Here is a 13819-nt window from a genome sequence, read left to right on the forward strand (position 1 = left end):
CTGCTCGGGATACTTCGAGGGACGAGGCACCGGAACATCCTTCCCCAGACCGCTGTCTGGTTTCGAGATGTCCGGTCCCGAGGGGGAACCTCACCCGTCAGGGTCTACCCGGAGGGCTCCGTCAGGGAATGCTGGGACCACTGCTGCTGCGCCCTCTGGCTGCATGAAAGGCCCCGCCATCAAACACCCGTGCACCGCATGTGCCCGACAATACGCCGCGTAACTGCAGTTCAAGGGCTGTTCTTGACCGCATCGGTCAAGATTCTCCTGTGCCGGGGTGAACAATCATGTGTCGACCGGCACCGGCGGATCGGCTGCCACGGGCGCGGAGTTTCAGCCGTTGGCGGTTCGTTGCTGTGCCGACGTCGGCAGCAGGGCGGTGATCAGCAGACCGGCGCCCAACCCTGCCAGTGCGGGGACTCGAATCGCCAGAGCCAGCGGCTCAGGGATTCGTCGCGGTGTGCGTCGACCTGCAGTCGGTAGGGCTTCATGGCTCCCCAGTCTTTCCGAACAAGCCCGGGGTGCCGGGCGCACCAGAGGCGGAGGTCAACCACCAGCCGGGCGTCTGGTCTGACTGTGGAGGACACCGGGAAGGCAATAGCACTTCCGCGGCGAGAGTCTCGTGGTCGTGGCCGTTTCGGGCTTGCGACCATGCCTGCTCCGGCGCGCCTGTTGTCGCTGGTCAGGGCCTTGAGTTCGGGCAAGCCCGGCCGGGCCGGTAGGCCGGTGCTCGTAGCGATGGCGCCGCCGCGGCCTGGTGCGCGATGTCGGCGATTGCCGCCCGGTACTGGCCACGGCCGATTTCGCCCGTCCGTAGCCGGTCGAGTAGCGCCTGTTCCGGGTCTGTCATCGGAACAGGCGGGAGTGCCCATACCGGCGACAGGCACGGATCGGCCGGCCTCGCGGGCGGACGGCGCCGGCCGTGGTTGACCAGGACCAGAGCGAGGGCGCCGACCAGCCGCATGGCCAGCAGAACTACGACGATCACGAGCAGCGCTTCCATGGCCAGCTCCTGCTTCGGTGGTGGAAACGTGCGGCGGTCAGCCCACCTGGAACACCGGGCAGTGGGCACGATGCGGTAGCACGTGGCTGGCAGCGGTCAGCAGACGTCCGGGAACAGCCCCATGTCCGTGCCGGGCGATCACCACTGCGGCTGCTTTGTCAGAGGCCTCGATCAGCGCCGTCACCGGATCCCCGGAGATGATCTTATGATGGACCGGTACCGCCGACCGTGAGTCGAGGCTGTGGGCGATGTTCGTACCGTCGCCGGCGAGATGCAGCATGGTGACATCGCAACCGCGCACCTTCGCCTCGGCGAACGCGTATTCCACAGCGGCCCGTGACGGCGCGGAGTCGTCGGCGGCCACCACGATCGGGCGAGTACCCCATTCGGGGCCGACCGGCCAGCCGGGCATCCGTACGACCAGAACCGGCCCGGAGTGTTGCCGGCCGACCCGGTCGGCGACACTGCGACCGAACGCGGTCGCGGTGGCACCGTGGCGGTGACCGACCACGAGCAGGCCGGCGTCCGCGGCTTCGGTGAGCAGTTGCTGCGCCGGGTCGGACCCGAGGACGAGCCGGCTGGTCACGGGAGTGGAAGGGGCGCTGGCGTGTACGCGGTCGGTGAGCCGGTGCAGCAGCCGCTCGCCGGCCTCGTCCTTGCCGCTACGCCGGACGTGTACGAGACGCAGGGCCCAGCCGTGCAGTTCGGCCTCGATCGCGGCGTGGTCGACGGCGATGTGGCTGATGGGATCGTCGTCGACACCGACCACGACCACACCGGCGTCCGGCAGCGCTGGGGTATCGGGGTATCCAGCGATGACCGGTACGGCGGTGTGCGGGTCGGGGTAGCCGACCGCTCCGAGGTAGCGGTTGATCGCATCGCCGAAGCGGGTGGGTCGCCTGAGGTCGGCGGTGTGCCGGCGTGCTTCGGTTTCCGCCGTGGTCCTGTCGATGTTCGTCATGACGGCACCTCCGAGAAATACCTGGACGCCGGTGGGACCACCGGTGCTGGTATCTCCATTGCACGCCTGCGACGTCCCGCGCTGGCAGGGTCTTTAGGCCTGGTAAGTCAGGATTTCGCCAGGTCTATCGTCGCGTCTGGAAGGTGGCTGCCTACCAGACGCCTTGTGACGGCAGGGTGGTCATGACGTCGTCGGCTCCTCAGCCGACGGGTGCGGCTGTGCGACGGCGTTGCCTGGCTCGGTAGATCTCATCGACACCCCACACCAGTACGGGGAACGGCGTCAGGAACGCCACCTCGGTGAGGGTGAGTGCGGCGGTGCCGAAAATCGCCTGCAGCGGCGGCAGGTAGATCAGCGCGGCGGCGAACACCAGCTCGAATGCGATGCCGCCGAGCAGCAGTCGGTTGCTGAACACGCCGATGGTGCGCAGCGCGGCGTGGTCGGTGCGCGACGCCATGGCGGTACCGATCTGGCAGGCGACGATCCCGGCGAACGTCATCGTCGTGGCACGTGCGTAGGTCGTGTCGGTCAGGTCTGCGCCGGGCTGCCATCCAGCCCGCCACAGCACCCAGAAGAAGCCGGTCATCACCAGGATCGCTGAGGTCATCCCGAGCAGCCCCCAGGCCCGCAGCAGCAGCCGCCGGTCGATGACGCCCGCTTTGCGTGAGCGCGGCGGGCGGTCCATGAGCCCCGGCTCGGCCTTTTCCCGGCCCAGCGCAAGTGCGGGCAGGGTTTCGGTACCGAGATCAATGGCCAGGATCTGCAGGACCGTGAGCGGCAGGGGGATCGCTCCGCCGGACAGAGCGAAGACCAGGAACGGCACGACCTCCGGTACGGCGTGGGCGAAGATGTAGAGAACGAACTTGCGCACATTGTCGTAGACGCGCCGCCCGGCTTCGACGGCTCGTACGATCGTCGCGAAGTTGTCGTCGGTGAGCACCATCGTCGCCGCCTCGCGGGCGACCTCGGTGCCGGAGCGGCCCATCGCGACGCCGATGTCGGCGTGCCGCAGCGCCGGGGCGTCGTTGACGCCATCGCCGGTCATTGCCACGACCTGGCCCTCGGCCCGCAGTGCCTCGCAGATGCGCAGCTTGCTCTCCGGTGACGAGCGGGCGAAGACGATCTCCTGAGGCGTCCGCAGCAGCCGGTCCAGTTCGGCATCGCCCATCTGCTCGAGTTCGGTGCCGGTGACCACACGCGGGCGGCCGCCGCCGATGCCCACCTGGGCGGCGATCTCAGCGGCGGTGGGGCCGTAGTCACCGGTGATGACGTTCACGGTGATCCCGGCCCGGTGGGCGGCGGCGACCGCCGCCGGCACCGCCTCGCGCGGCGGGTCCACCATGGCCACCAGCCCGAGCATGGTCAGGTCGGCTTCCGCGACATCACGCCCGGAAGCCAGCAGGTGCAGGTCGGCGGTACGGCGGGCGACCGCGAGCACCCGCAGACCGGCGGTCGCGAACCGGTTGACGGCTGCCGTCACGTCGACGCGCACAGGGTCGGTCAGCGCAGTCACACGTCCGGTGGCATCGATGACGCGGGTGCACAACGGCAGAATCGACTCGGGTGCGCCTTTGGTGTGCAGTCGCCCGCCGGTCACGGTGGACATGCGTTTGGTGCGCGGGTCGAAGGAGTACAGCACGTCGCGGGAGGCGTCGCGGTCCACCGCCCGCACCGGTACGCCCATCGACTCCGCGAGCCGCAGCAACGCCAGCTCGGTGGGATCGCCGCTGTCGGCCGGTGCACCGTCGCCGGCCTGATGAGCGGTGGTGCAGGTGGCTGCGGCGACGGCGAGGTCACGGGCGCGGGCGTCGCCGCCTGCGGTGGTCGCGCTCCGGTCGCCGTCAGCGAGCCACAGCCGGGTGACCCGCATCCGGTTCTCGGTCAGGGTGCCGGTCTTGTCGGTGCAGATCACCGTCGTCGACCCGAGTGTCTCGACGGCGGAGAGCCGTTTGACGACGGCGCCTGCCTTCGCGAGTTCCCGGACGCCGGCGGCGAGGGCGAGGGTGATGATGGGCAGCAGGCCTTCCGGTACGTTCGCGACGATCAGCCCGATGGAGAAGCTGATCGCCGCGGCCCAGCCGAGTCCGGCGAGGACGCCGACCGGCAGGAATACTGCGCCGGCGGAGACGGCGACGATTGCGATGATCCAGGTGGCCCGGCGCACCTGTCGTTCCAACGGGCTGGGCTCGGGCCGGCCCCGTTGGGACAGCGCGGCGATCCGGCCGAGTTCGCTGTGCATGCCGGTGTGGGTGACCACGGCCCGGGCCTGACCCGCCGTGCAGGACGTGCCGCTGAAGACGAGTTCCCGCGCCTCCAGCAGCGGCCCGGGCACGACCTCGGTGTCCGCAGTGCGGGTGGCCGGCATCGATTCGCCGTTGAGGGAGGACAAATCCACTGCCAAAATTCCGTCGATCAGGCGGCCGTCGGCGCAGATCCGGTCGCCTTCGGTGATCTCCATGACGTCGCCGGGCACCAGGTCACGGGCGGGCACTTCGACGATGACCCCGTCGCGCATGACCCGTGCGGACACCGGCAGGTAGGCGGCCAGCGCCTCCACGGCCTGCTCGGCTTGGCGTTCCTGGACGAACGCGAACGCGGCGTTGAGCAGGATGACAGCGATCACCGCGACTGCCAGCGCCGGCGCATGCCCGGCCCAGGCCAGCACTGCGGCGATCATCAGCAGCACCGCGAGCGGCTGGGTGAACTGGGCGAGCAGTTGCCGCGGCCACTGTCGCCGGTGGCGGCGGGAGAGCTCGTTGGGGCCGTACACGGTCAGTCGGCGCGCTGCCTCCCGGGAGCGAAGCCCGGCTGGCGTGGAACGCAGGTGCCGGAAGAGTTCGGTCGGTGGTTGGCGTTCGTCGACCTCGGCCGGAGCCGCCATCGTTTGTGCCATGTCCCTCAGCGTTCGCCTGGTCTCCGGCATGCGTCAGGGTCATTGGTCCCGTGAGGAGTGCCTCCAGGTGCGTGGGAACGCGGCGCCGACCTGCATCGGTCGGCAGCCGCAAGGGCCGGCATCACATCTCGCTGCGGGGGCAGTGTTCCTGCCGAACGCTCCGAAGTGTCATCTTCGGCCTCGAATCACCACGACCGGACAGCGGGCATGGTGCACACACTGCTGGCTGACCGACCCGAGCAACGCCCCGGTGAACCCGCCGTGCCCGCGTGAACCGACCGCCAACAGCGCCGCGTGCGCGGATGCGTCGATCAGCACCTGCGCCGGATGACCAGGTACTGCCGTCTCCACCAGGTCGATTTCGGTGGGCTCGTCGCCGAGAGCGTCCCGCACCGCCGCTGCGAGCAGCTTGCCCGCGGTAGCTGCCATTTCGTCGTCGTATGGGAACGTCGGCGCCCAACCGTAGAACGCCGGAATCTCCCACGCCGTGACCGCGTGCAGCCGAGCGCCGGTCAACCGGGCCTGCCGCACTGCCCATCGCAGTGCGGCTACCCCCGACGATGCTCCGTCCACCCCGACCACGATGTCTGCGTCACGCACGTCGAAGGGATCCTGCTCGTCGAAACCGTGCCATCGCTCACCTCCGGAGCGTCATTCGCAGCTGGTGTTCAGCGGGACGAGGACCCCGACCCGGGGTGAACAGCTTCACCGAACCGAGCGCTCTCAGCCGCTCAGCCGCACCGGACGGTGGGTGATTTCCTCGATGTCGGCGGCCGCGACGTCGAGCAGTCGGTAGGCCAGGTCGGCCAGCGCCCGTGCGGTCGCCAGTTCATCACCGATCTCCGGCACTTCCCGGTCTCGCGGCGCCCGCCAGGCGGTGCCTTCCCCGCGCACCTGAGGGCGTGCTTCGGTCCGCAACACCGCTACGGCACGAGTACGGCGTTCGTCCTCGTACTCATCGATGTTTATCTCGACATTCCAGGTCCGGGTGTGGAGCATGACGCACCTCCCTGACGAGGACGCGGATCCGGCGGATCCGCGTCGCTTCTCCCGTCCATCTGACGGCTGACGATCGGGCGGCACCAGTGTCGTTGGTCCTGTCCTGGCCGGCGATTTGCGTGCGGGCTGCCGGCTTGCTCCAGCCGGTCGTCGACGAACACTCGACCAACACTCAAGGCCGGTCTCCCTGCCTGATCAGCCGCTCCGCCACCCACCGGTTCACCGCGGGGCGCGGAACGGCACGACGAGGACCGGCCGGTGCGCATGGTGCAGTGTGGCCATCGCGGAACTGCCGAGCAGGATTTCCCGCAGCGCCGATCGCCCGCGTGAGCCCACGGCGATCACCGCAGCATCCTCGGTTCGGGCATGGTCGGCCAGTGCAGCGGCGTTCGCCCGGCCGCTCTCCAGCCTGCCGCCATCCCGGCGGAGCCGCACCAGGCCAGGGGGCGTCGGGCCGGCCGGCTCCTCGCCGCCATCGGCGAAAACCGGCAGGACGGCACGGCCCGGAAACAGTCGCGTCACGGCGGCCAGGGCGAATTCGGCCGCCGGCGACCCGTCCCAGCCGACGACAACCGGTCCGATGTCCAGCACGGCACGTTCGGCTTCCAGGAGCGGATGCGGCACGACCAGCACAGGGCTACGCGCATAGTGCACCACCATGTCGGACACGCTGCTGAGGACCGCCTGCGCACCGCCGAGCCCGCGCGAACCCACCACGATCAGATCAGCGCCGGTCTCCTCGGCGACCTCATCCAGTTGCAGGCCCTCAGCACCGTACGAGCGCCGGATCAGTGGCTGCGCTTTCCAACCGTGGGCGGCAGCCAGAGCAACGCCCATGGCCGCGATCCGCCGAGCCTCGGCCTCGCCCTCGCGTTCGATGGCCACCACGAACTCGTTCACGCCGCCCACGCCGTGCCACAGCCTGCGTCGCAGCGCCTCGCTCGCGAACGGGGGCGTCCATATGTAGGTCACCTGCCCCTGAGTGTCCGGCAGCAGCCGGGCCGCGACCTCGATCGCGGCACCGGCCGGCAGGGAGCCGTCGTAGCCGAGCAACACCCCGGCCGTTGTCCTCTCGTCCACCGTCTTGCCGTCCTTTCCGGTCGCTGGAGCGAATCGCCCCTACCGATGTGGTTGTGCAGGTCGTCTCAGTCGGAAGAGATCGCGCGATCAGGTTCGGCCGCCTTTGGTCGTCGTAGTCGTAGGTGATCCTGTCGGTGGCCTCGACGACGCCGGGAATCAGCGCTACGAGCCGCCCGAGCAGCGCCTCGGTCGACCAGCGTTCGAGCGGCCGGTGAAGACGACGCCGCCCCGGTCGACCTCGACATCGACGGTTGCACTCGGAATCGACCTGCTTCTCGAAATCGAATACGCGGGCTTCTCGAAAGCCGAATACGCGGGCGCGGACCCGCAGCGCTGGTTCCAGCGCCGCTGGCATGCCCGGCTACGCATGGCCGCGGAACGGTGGTCATCACGTCGATGACGTGCCATGCCTTCATGAGAATCACTCCACCGTCACGTTAGGTACTCGGCGAGTCGCGGGGCAGAGTCGTTAGTCCTGGTGAGGCAGCAGGTATGCCGGTGACGGGCATCGACGAGGAACCTGCAACATCGGCTGGATCTGGGTGTCACCTACTCGGCGGGGTCCCCCGCTCCGTCTGCCGAACCTGACCGGTTCGGCAGCCCAGCGACCGCTTGTTGCCGACAGAATCGGCTGGGCACACGGCACGTCAGGCCGCTGTCACGGCTCGCGGGTCGAATGACCCTGGCGGGCGAGGCCGTCCGACGACACGCTGAAGTCGGTGCACCAACCCGCGGTGGCATCGACGATGCCGGACGGGCACAGCACTACAGGAGGACCATCATGCATATCGACAATGCGGCGATCGTTGCGGCCCTGCGCGCTCGAGGGCTCCCCGAGCGAGCTGCCTGGGTGGCTCGCCAGCTCCCTTCATCAGTCGACACGGCACGCAACGCGTCGCTGCTGCGGAGGCTGGGCATCGACCCGGAGGCGGTCACGCAGCAGCAAGCCGGTCAGAAGACAACCGTGACCAAGGCATCCGTGCCTGCATGAACCTGGGGCCGACAGCCGGCTGCGAGGAAGGACCCGCCCCAGGATGATGGAGGACCCGCCGGATCCTGACGCTGTGTTGGCTGACACCGCAGAACCAGGCATCGACCATCGGCCCAAGCCCGAAGATTCTTCGGCCCCGGGCCGCTCGACGTGTCGCTGGAAAGGCTGCGGTACCGGGACTCCTCAACCTCCTGCGGCAGGTACAGGTTGCAAGCGTCGATACCATCGTCACTCGCCGGGGGCGTGTGCCGGGGTTGTCGTGTCGAGGACCTGCAGACGTCGTGTGTAGTCGTCTTCATCGATGTCGCCGCGGGCGAACCGTTCGGCGAGTATTCGCTGCGGCGCAGGTCCGTGCGTCACCGGCCCACTGCGGTGCACGTCGCGGCCGGTGTAGCGGACCACGGCGACGATGCCGGCTACTACCAGCGCCCAGAACAGCAGGCTGTTCGCGACCATGAGCAGCATGCCCCACCCGTTCATGCCGTTGCCGTAATACATCATTGTGACCTCCTCGAACATCGTTGGGTGGCCGGCGACTGACGCTGCATGAGCCGGCCACGAGTAGCGGCAATAGCCGGAAACGGGCTTCGGACGGCAGCGGGCTGATCCTCCGTCGCACCCGCGGCGCATCGCCTACGGCAGCATGTCATTCGCCCGATGATCGCCCCGCGACCGCCTTGTCGCCGGAGACAGCGTCGGTCACGGCATCGTTGGGACTGTCGCCGTCGTCGTCGTCGATCAGCCGCACGGCGGCTACCCCCGGGACTGTACGCGTCAGTACGGTGACGACCGTACGCTGCTGCTCGTTCGGAAACTGGCCCTCGACAGTCGCGACTCCGGCCTCGACGGTGGCGGTCCACCGGTTGTGACTGCCGGCGTAGTCGTCGAGACGTTGTTGCACGTCTGCGGTCAGCACGCTGTCGTCACGGACCATCGCCTTCAGGATGTCGCGGCGGCTGAGGATGCCGACGATCCGGTGATCCTGCAGCACCGGCAGGCTACGTACGTCGTGGTCGAGCATCAGTTGCGCCGCGTCGGCCACGTCAGCACCGGGGGTGATGGTGACCGGGTACTCGGACATCGCCTCCACCACGACGCCGAGCCGGCGCTCCTGGTCGACGCCCGTGTCTGGATGATGCCCCGGGTCCGTGGTGAGCTCGGCCGGTACTCGATGCCACAGCAGGTCGCTGTCGCTGACCATGCCGACCAGCCGTTCGTCGCCGTCCACTACGGGCAACGCGGTGACGGCGTACGTGGTCATCAGCTCGGCGGCGTCCTCCACCGGCGCATCGTGCCGGACGACGTATACCGAACTGGTCATGATGTCGCGGACTCGCATGACGGTTCCTCCTCGATCGCGCACGCGCCGCAGTACAGCGCGCAACAGCTCCTCGAACGGTGCAGCGGCCAGTCGCCTGCCGAGACGGGGCCCGCAGTAGACCGGAGCACGGTCTGACGGGTTCGATCACAGCCGTCGTCGTAGATAGAGGCCACCACTCGACCGTTCGCTGCGGTCCCGGGCACCGTCAGGGCCGAACGTCCCGGCTTTTTGGGACGTTCGGCGCTTTGGCCGGCGCCACAAGCTGGCAACCTCATCTCGTGGTAGTCGGTGCAGGCCGCCGGAGCAGACGGCCTCAGTATGCCGAGCATCATCGAAGCGGAGCGTCCGCATCTTTCAGCTGTAGCGCCGCCGGCCACCTGTAGGCACCTGTCCCCGCGTAACACCAGCGGCGATAAGCCCTCCGCCGCCTCGCCCCGGTCGGCCTAGGTTGGAGCCCTGGGAAGACCCACGTGTCAGCCACCCGGCCGGCCGCTGCGGCAAAAGGTGAACACATGAACACCTCAGCAACAAGTCGCATCGTCGCGGGTGTGAGCGGTTCACCAACCAGCCTCCCAGCGGTCGAAACCGCTGCCCGCGAGGCGCAGAACCGCGCCGTGCTCCGCTGCGGCAGAGGCCGGCTCTCGACTACGCGTTCGACGCGGCCGCAAACCGGCGGCACGGGCTGATCGTCGTGCATGTGCCCGAATCCGAGACATGCACGGACGCGCTTGAGAAAATGATTGCCTCTCGTGCGCTCGCGACCGGCATAGACGCTCGACTGCGTGTTCTGGATGGCGACCCGACCGCGGTGATGGCCCGGGAGTCGCAGGAGGCGTCGCTGATCGTCGTGGGTGCACGTAGCCGATTGCCCTACCACGGGATGCTCGGATCAGTCGCCCAGACGCTGCGGCACCACGGCCGGGCACCGGTCGCCGGCGTCCGCGGCGTCGTGCCCGCATCCCGCCGACCCCGACACAGCGATGCGTCCACAAGGTGCAACGCCGTCGTTTGGGCCCAGCTGGCCGAAAGGCTGTAGCGGTACGGCGTGCACCACGGGCCACGCCACGGTGAAATGCGGCCCCGGAAGGGTGGTATCACTTTTCGGCTTCCGGCAACTGCCGCGTCGGCGCTGAGGCGCCCGCTTGCGGTGCCGGCAGCTCCCGGCAGCGGATTCGTAAGGTTTCCGCGCTGACGCGAAACAGCGTTTCCGGCTCGGGACCATCGGCCCTCCCCCACTTCGACGGCAGGCGCGACAGTCGAGAGACAGGCTTCGAATCGCGAGCCGCTTGCCCGCCGACGTCGGAGCGCGCTGAAGGAGTCCCTGATGAATACCCTGAGCACCGTAACGATCATCGTCGCGGCAGTGCTGCTGCTGGCACTCGCCCTGTCGGTGCGCATCGTCAAGCAGTACGAGCGCGGGGTGCTGTTCCGGCTCGGGCGCGTCATCGGCGTCCGCGAACCGGGGCTGCGGCTGATCATTCCCGTTGTCGACATCATGCACCGGGTCTCGATGCGCGTCGTCACCATGCCGATTCAGTCGCAGGGCATCATCACCCGCGACAATGTCAGCGTCGACGTCTCCGCGGTCGCCTACTTCCGCGTCGTGGACACGGTCAAGGCCGTAGTGGCGATCGAAAACGTCAAGACCGCCATCAATCAGATCGCCCAGACCACTCTGCGAAAGGTGGTCGGCCGGCACACCCTCGACGAGACCCTCTCCGAAACAGACAAGATCAACATCGACATCCGCACCATCCTCGACGTCACGACCGTCGACTGGGGCGTCGAGGTCACCCTCGTCGAACTCAAAGACATCCAGCTCCCCGAAACGATGAAACGCGCCATGGCCAAGCAGGCAGAGGCCGAGCGGGAAAAGCGCGCGAAGATCATTAACGCCGAAGGCGAGTCACTCGCCGCTGCGGCGCTCGGCGACGCCTCCGACACCATGATGGCCCACCCTCTCGCCCTGCAACTGCGTAACCTGCAGTCCCTGGTAGAGATCGGCGTCGACAAGAACACCACCGTCGTCTTCCCGGCACCGTTGATGAGCACCATCGGCGAACTCGGCACCTTCCTGGCACGCGAAGCCGCTGCCGCTACACCCGGCGCTCCGGCGCGCCCGCTTCCGCCCAACGGCAGCACACTGCCAGGCCTCACGCCTCCGATTACCCCGGCGCCGTGAAGCCCGCGCCGGCATAGACCCGATTCATCCGAGTCCCGCACCCTTAGGGGTGCGGGACTTCCGGCATCAACCGGTGCGGTTACTGAGCTTTTGGGATCAGGGTCAGGGTGGTGCCAGTCCACTGGTGGCGAGGAACCCGAAGGCAAGGACGGGCCGGTATTGCATTCGTTTGAGCCGGTTCTTCGCGACACGGAGCAGGTCGTCGATGCCGCCGGGAGCGAGGTTGGCCATGCTGCGTTTGAGGCTGGACCACATGTTCTCGACGGGGTTGAGTTCGGGGGCGTAGCCGGGCAGCCGGTAGACGCGTAGCCATGGCCGGGCGGCGATCAGGGCGCGCATCTTGGCGGATTTGTGCGCCGGTAGGCCGTCCCAGAGCAGGACGATCGGCGCGCCGAGGTGCTGGTGGGCGGCGTCGAGCAGGCCGGCGAAGTGGTCCTCACCGAAGCCTTTCGGCTCGCCTTTACGGCCTCGGTGGACCACGGGGCGGTAGATGATCCGCGGCTGATGTCCGGGGTGGTAGGCGACGATCCCGGCGAGCGAGAGTTTACGGCCGCCGAGGCCGGCGACTGTCACGATCGGGGTGGTGCCTCGCCGGGCCCAGGTCCGGGCCCGGGCTGGTCTCAGCGAGATGCCGGACTCGTCGGCGAAGCAGATCCACGCGCCCAGCCTGCGCGCGACTCTTTTACCGCAGGCCACTGATACCGCTTGAAATGTTCGATGGCCTGCTCGTCGCGTTCCGCTGCCCGGTGGACCGGCTGCTGCGGGGTGTAACCGGCGCGGCGCAACGTTTCCCATACGGTGGTGATACTGACGGTGAGGTGGAACATCCGGCCGATCAGCGTGCGGACCCGGGCCAGCGTCCAGCGCTGGCCCTCGTCCCATCCGGCCGCGGCCGGGCCCTGTTCCATCCTGTCGATCAGCTTCCGGACCTGGGCGGCCGATAGCACCGGGTCGGGTCCTGGCGCTCCACGAGAGGCCAGGGCCTGTTCACCGCCGACCTTCCACGCCCGCCGCCACGCGTATGCCGATTTCGTGGAGATCTCCAGTTCGGCGGCCACCTGCGGGGCGCTCAGCCCCTCAGCGAACATGCGTGCTGCCTGCCGTCGGATCTGCTCCCGGCGGGCGCGTTGTTGCGGGCCGATCCCGCCGCCGTCCCCGTATCGCATGCCCCAACTAGACAGCTTCCCCGAATCGTCAGGAATCACCCAAAGCGGCGATGTGGACCTCAGAGTGATCCCGACTCCGGAAGCTCAGTAAATTGTCCGTCGCTGCTCCAGTCACCGACGTCGCCGGTGGGGGTCGAGTTCACTGGCGCGGTAGCGGTCGGTCGGCGTCGGGTCATGTGTCGAGGTGGCGTTACCAGCACTGGGGCATGAGGTTGACGGTCATGGATGCAACCTGCTTGAGTGTCGATCACCAACCGTCGCGGGCAGCGGGTCAGGGTCGGGTCGGATCACGACCGCCCGTTCAGTGCCGGGTTTGTGGGTTGTTGCTGGTGGACGGTGCGGTCCATGATGGCGGGTATGGCTCGGGGCGGCGGGATCAGATGGCTGGGGTGGCAGGCCGTGGGGGTGTTCGCGGTTGTTGCCGGGGTGCTGGTGCTGGGGACCCGGTTGACGGCGGATCAGCTGAGCACGGCTGATCAGGTGGCCAGCGTGGTTGCCGCGGTGATGGCGGTGCTCGGTGTGCCGATCGCGGTGTACGGGGTGGTTCTGGCCCGGCGTGGGGCAGTTCCGGCGGCCCCAGCCACAGGTGGTGATCTCCAGCAGAAGGTGCGTTCTGGTAGGGATGCGAATGTGGCTGGGGGGATCTGCACGTCGGGCGTGGTCGTGGACGACGGCGTTCTGGCCCGCCCCCCGGCGCCAAGGTTCGCCAAGATGCGAACGCTTAGCGGGATGCGAATGTAGCTGGTGGGAATCTGCACGTCGACCGTGGCCGTGAGTAGCGGTGATGGAGGTGCCTGAACCGCCGGACGAAGCGGGTGATGGGCCTGGCCCGGCCGCTGTGGGTAGCGGGCGCTACCAGATGGCGAAGGCCGGCCGGGACGTGTTCATGGCTGGCGGGAACATCAATATCAACTATGCGGACGCGCCAGCGTTCGCGGTGCAGGAGTTCGTGGCCCCGGCTCCGGCCGGGCTGGCTGAGCTGACCCGGGTGCGGCAGCAGCCGAGCATGTTGCTCACCGCGCAGCGACAGGCGATCCCGTTCACCGACCGTACGGCCGAGATGACCGAGCTGCGGCAGTGGCAGGACGCTGCAGCCACGCGCAGCGTGTGGGCATGGCACGGTCCCGGGGGGGGTGTCCCTATGGTTTCTGTCAAGCGGCGAGGGCGATTTTCTCTGCCGGTTTGTGCTGGTAGGGGGTGGTGGTGCGGAGCATCGCGTGTAG

At 68.3% G+C, this 13819-nt stretch carries 15 protein-coding genes; 5 read left to right on the top strand and 10 right to left on the bottom strand.

Going from position 1 to position 13819, the window contains the following annotated elements; all coding sequences use genetic code 11:
- Positions 1-682: 682 nt before the first annotated feature.
- From BC793_RS49350 to BC793_RS48040, 6 genes are all read right to left on the bottom strand, one after another.
- Positions 683-1003: a hypothetical protein gene (locus BC793_RS49350; RefSeq protein ID WP_146246807.1), complete on the bottom strand. Its 321-nt coding sequence runs from the start codon at positions 1001-1003 to the stop codon at positions 683-685.
- Positions 1004-1040: 37 nt separating this feature from the next.
- Entirely contained in the window at positions 1041-1964 is a 924-nt protein-coding gene (locus BC793_RS48020) for a universal stress protein (protein WP_109603337.1), read from the bottom strand.
- 199 nt (positions 1965-2163) lie between these two features.
- The gene (locus tag BC793_RS48025) at positions 2164-4857 is read right to left on the bottom strand and encodes a cation-translocating P-type ATPase (RefSeq protein ID WP_239170759.1); all 2694 of its coding nucleotides are present in this window, start codon (positions 4855-4857) and stop codon (positions 2164-2166) included.
- A gap of 168 nt (positions 4858-5025) precedes the next feature.
- Positions 5026-5457, bottom strand: coding sequence for a universal stress protein (locus tag BC793_RS48030; protein WP_109603339.1), 432 nt, complete (start codon positions 5455-5457; stop codon positions 5026-5028).
- Between the two features lie 123 nt (positions 5458-5580).
- Entirely contained in the window at positions 5581-5856 is a 276-nt protein-coding gene (locus BC793_RS48035) for a DUF1876 domain-containing protein (protein ID WP_109603340.1), read from the bottom strand.
- A 219-nt stretch (positions 5857-6075) separates the two neighbouring features.
- On the bottom strand, positions 6076-6936 hold the full coding sequence (locus BC793_RS48040; protein ID WP_239170760.1) for a universal stress protein: 861 nt from the start codon (positions 6934-6936) through the stop codon (positions 6076-6078).
- A 103-nt stretch (positions 6937-7039) separates the two neighbouring features.
- On the opposite strand from BC793_RS48040, the gene BC793_RS49355 reads away from it, so the two are divergent.
- Together BC793_RS49355 and BC793_RS48045 are read left to right on the top strand one after the other, a co-directional pair.
- Positions 7040-7336: a hypothetical protein gene (locus BC793_RS49355; RefSeq protein WP_146246808.1), complete on the top strand. Its 297-nt coding sequence runs from the start codon at positions 7040-7042 to the stop codon at positions 7334-7336.
- Positions 7337-7717: 381 nt separating this feature from the next.
- Positions 7718-7927: a hypothetical protein gene (locus tag BC793_RS48045; protein WP_109603342.1), complete on the top strand. Its 210-nt coding sequence runs from the start codon at positions 7718-7720 to the stop codon at positions 7925-7927.
- Positions 7928-8155: 228 nt separating this feature from the next.
- Here BC793_RS48045 and BC793_RS48050 read toward each other — a convergent pair whose 3' ends face one another.
- Positions 8156-8428, bottom strand: a complete 273-nt coding sequence (locus BC793_RS48050) for an SHOCT domain-containing protein (protein WP_109603343.1) — start codon at positions 8426-8428, stop codon at positions 8156-8158.
- A gap of 145 nt (positions 8429-8573) precedes the next feature.
- Entirely contained in the window at positions 8574-9266 is a 693-nt protein-coding gene (locus BC793_RS48055; RefSeq protein ID WP_109603344.1) for a CBS domain-containing protein, read from the bottom strand.
- A gap of 718 nt (positions 9267-9984) precedes the next feature.
- Here BC793_RS48055 and BC793_RS53005 point away from each other — a divergent pair.
- Together BC793_RS53005 and BC793_RS48065 are read left to right on the top strand one after the other, a co-directional pair.
- A complete protein-coding gene (locus tag BC793_RS53005; RefSeq protein ID WP_109603349.1) occupies positions 9985-10284 on the top strand; it encodes a universal stress protein in 300 nt (99 codons plus the stop codon).
- A gap of 288 nt (positions 10285-10572) precedes the next feature.
- The gene (locus BC793_RS48065; RefSeq protein ID WP_109603345.1) at positions 10573-11430 is read left to right on the top strand and encodes a slipin family protein; all 858 of its coding nucleotides are present in this window, start codon (positions 10573-10575) and stop codon (positions 11428-11430) included.
- Positions 11431-11532: 102 nt separating this feature from the next.
- Here the strand turns inward: BC793_RS48065 and BC793_RS48070 are convergent, their stop codons facing one another.
- Both BC793_RS48070 and BC793_RS48075 read right to left on the bottom strand, forming a co-directional pair.
- A complete protein-coding gene (locus tag BC793_RS48070; protein ID WP_109603346.1) occupies positions 11533-12126 on the bottom strand; it encodes a transposase in 594 nt (197 codons plus the stop codon).
- A complete protein-coding gene (locus BC793_RS48075; RefSeq protein ID WP_239170761.1) occupies positions 12051-12635 on the bottom strand; it encodes a helix-turn-helix domain-containing protein in 585 nt (194 codons plus the stop codon). Before BC793_RS48075 ends, BC793_RS48070 begins: the two co-directional genes overlap by 76 nt.
- Positions 12636-13380: 745 nt before the next feature.
- Here BC793_RS48075 and BC793_RS50940 point away from each other — a divergent pair.
- Positions 13381-13819, top strand: a 439-nt coding sequence (locus BC793_RS50940; protein WP_211340671.1) for a hypothetical protein, incomplete at its 3' end; no start/stop codon positions are given.

This window comes from Actinoplanes xinjiangensis (assembly GCF_003148685.1).
Taxonomy (GTDB): Bacteria; Actinomycetota; Actinomycetes; order Mycobacteriales; family Micromonosporaceae; genus Actinoplanes; species Actinoplanes xinjiangensis.

Bases quoted from the DNA above. Each gene is read 5' to 3' on its own strand.
- BC793_RS48045 (WP_109603342.1), top strand. From the start codon at position 7,718: ATGCATATCGACAATGCGGCGATCGTTGCGGCCCTGCGCGCTCGAGGG.
- BC793_RS48035 (WP_109603340.1), bottom strand. From the start codon at position 5,856: ATGCTCCACACCCGGACCTGGAATGTCGAGATAAACATCGATGAGTAC.
- BC793_RS48065 (WP_109603345.1), top strand. From the start codon at position 10,573: ATGAATACCCTGAGCACCGTAACGATCATCGTCGCGGCAGTGCTGCTG.
- BC793_RS48020 (WP_109603337.1), bottom strand. From the start codon at position 1,964: ATGACGAACATCGACAGGACCACGGCGGAAACCGAAGCACGCCGGCAC.
- BC793_RS49350 (WP_146246807.1), bottom strand. From the start codon at position 1,003: ATGGAAGCGCTGCTCGTGATCGTCGTAGTTCTGCTGGCCATGCGGCTG.
- BC793_RS48055 (WP_109603344.1), bottom strand. From the start codon at position 9,266: ATGCGAGTCCGCGACATCATGACCAGTTCGGTATACGTCGTCCGGCAC.
- BC793_RS48025 (WP_239170759.1), bottom strand. From the start codon at position 4,857: ATGGCACAAACGATGGCGGCTCCGGCCGAGGTCGACGAACGCCAACCA.
- BC793_RS53005 (WP_109603349.1), top strand. From the start codon at position 9,985: ATGATTGCCTCTCGTGCGCTCGCGACCGGCATAGACGCTCGACTGCGT.
- BC793_RS48050 (WP_109603343.1), bottom strand. From the start codon at position 8,428: ATGATGTATTACGGCAACGGCATGAACGGGTGGGGCATGCTGCTCATG.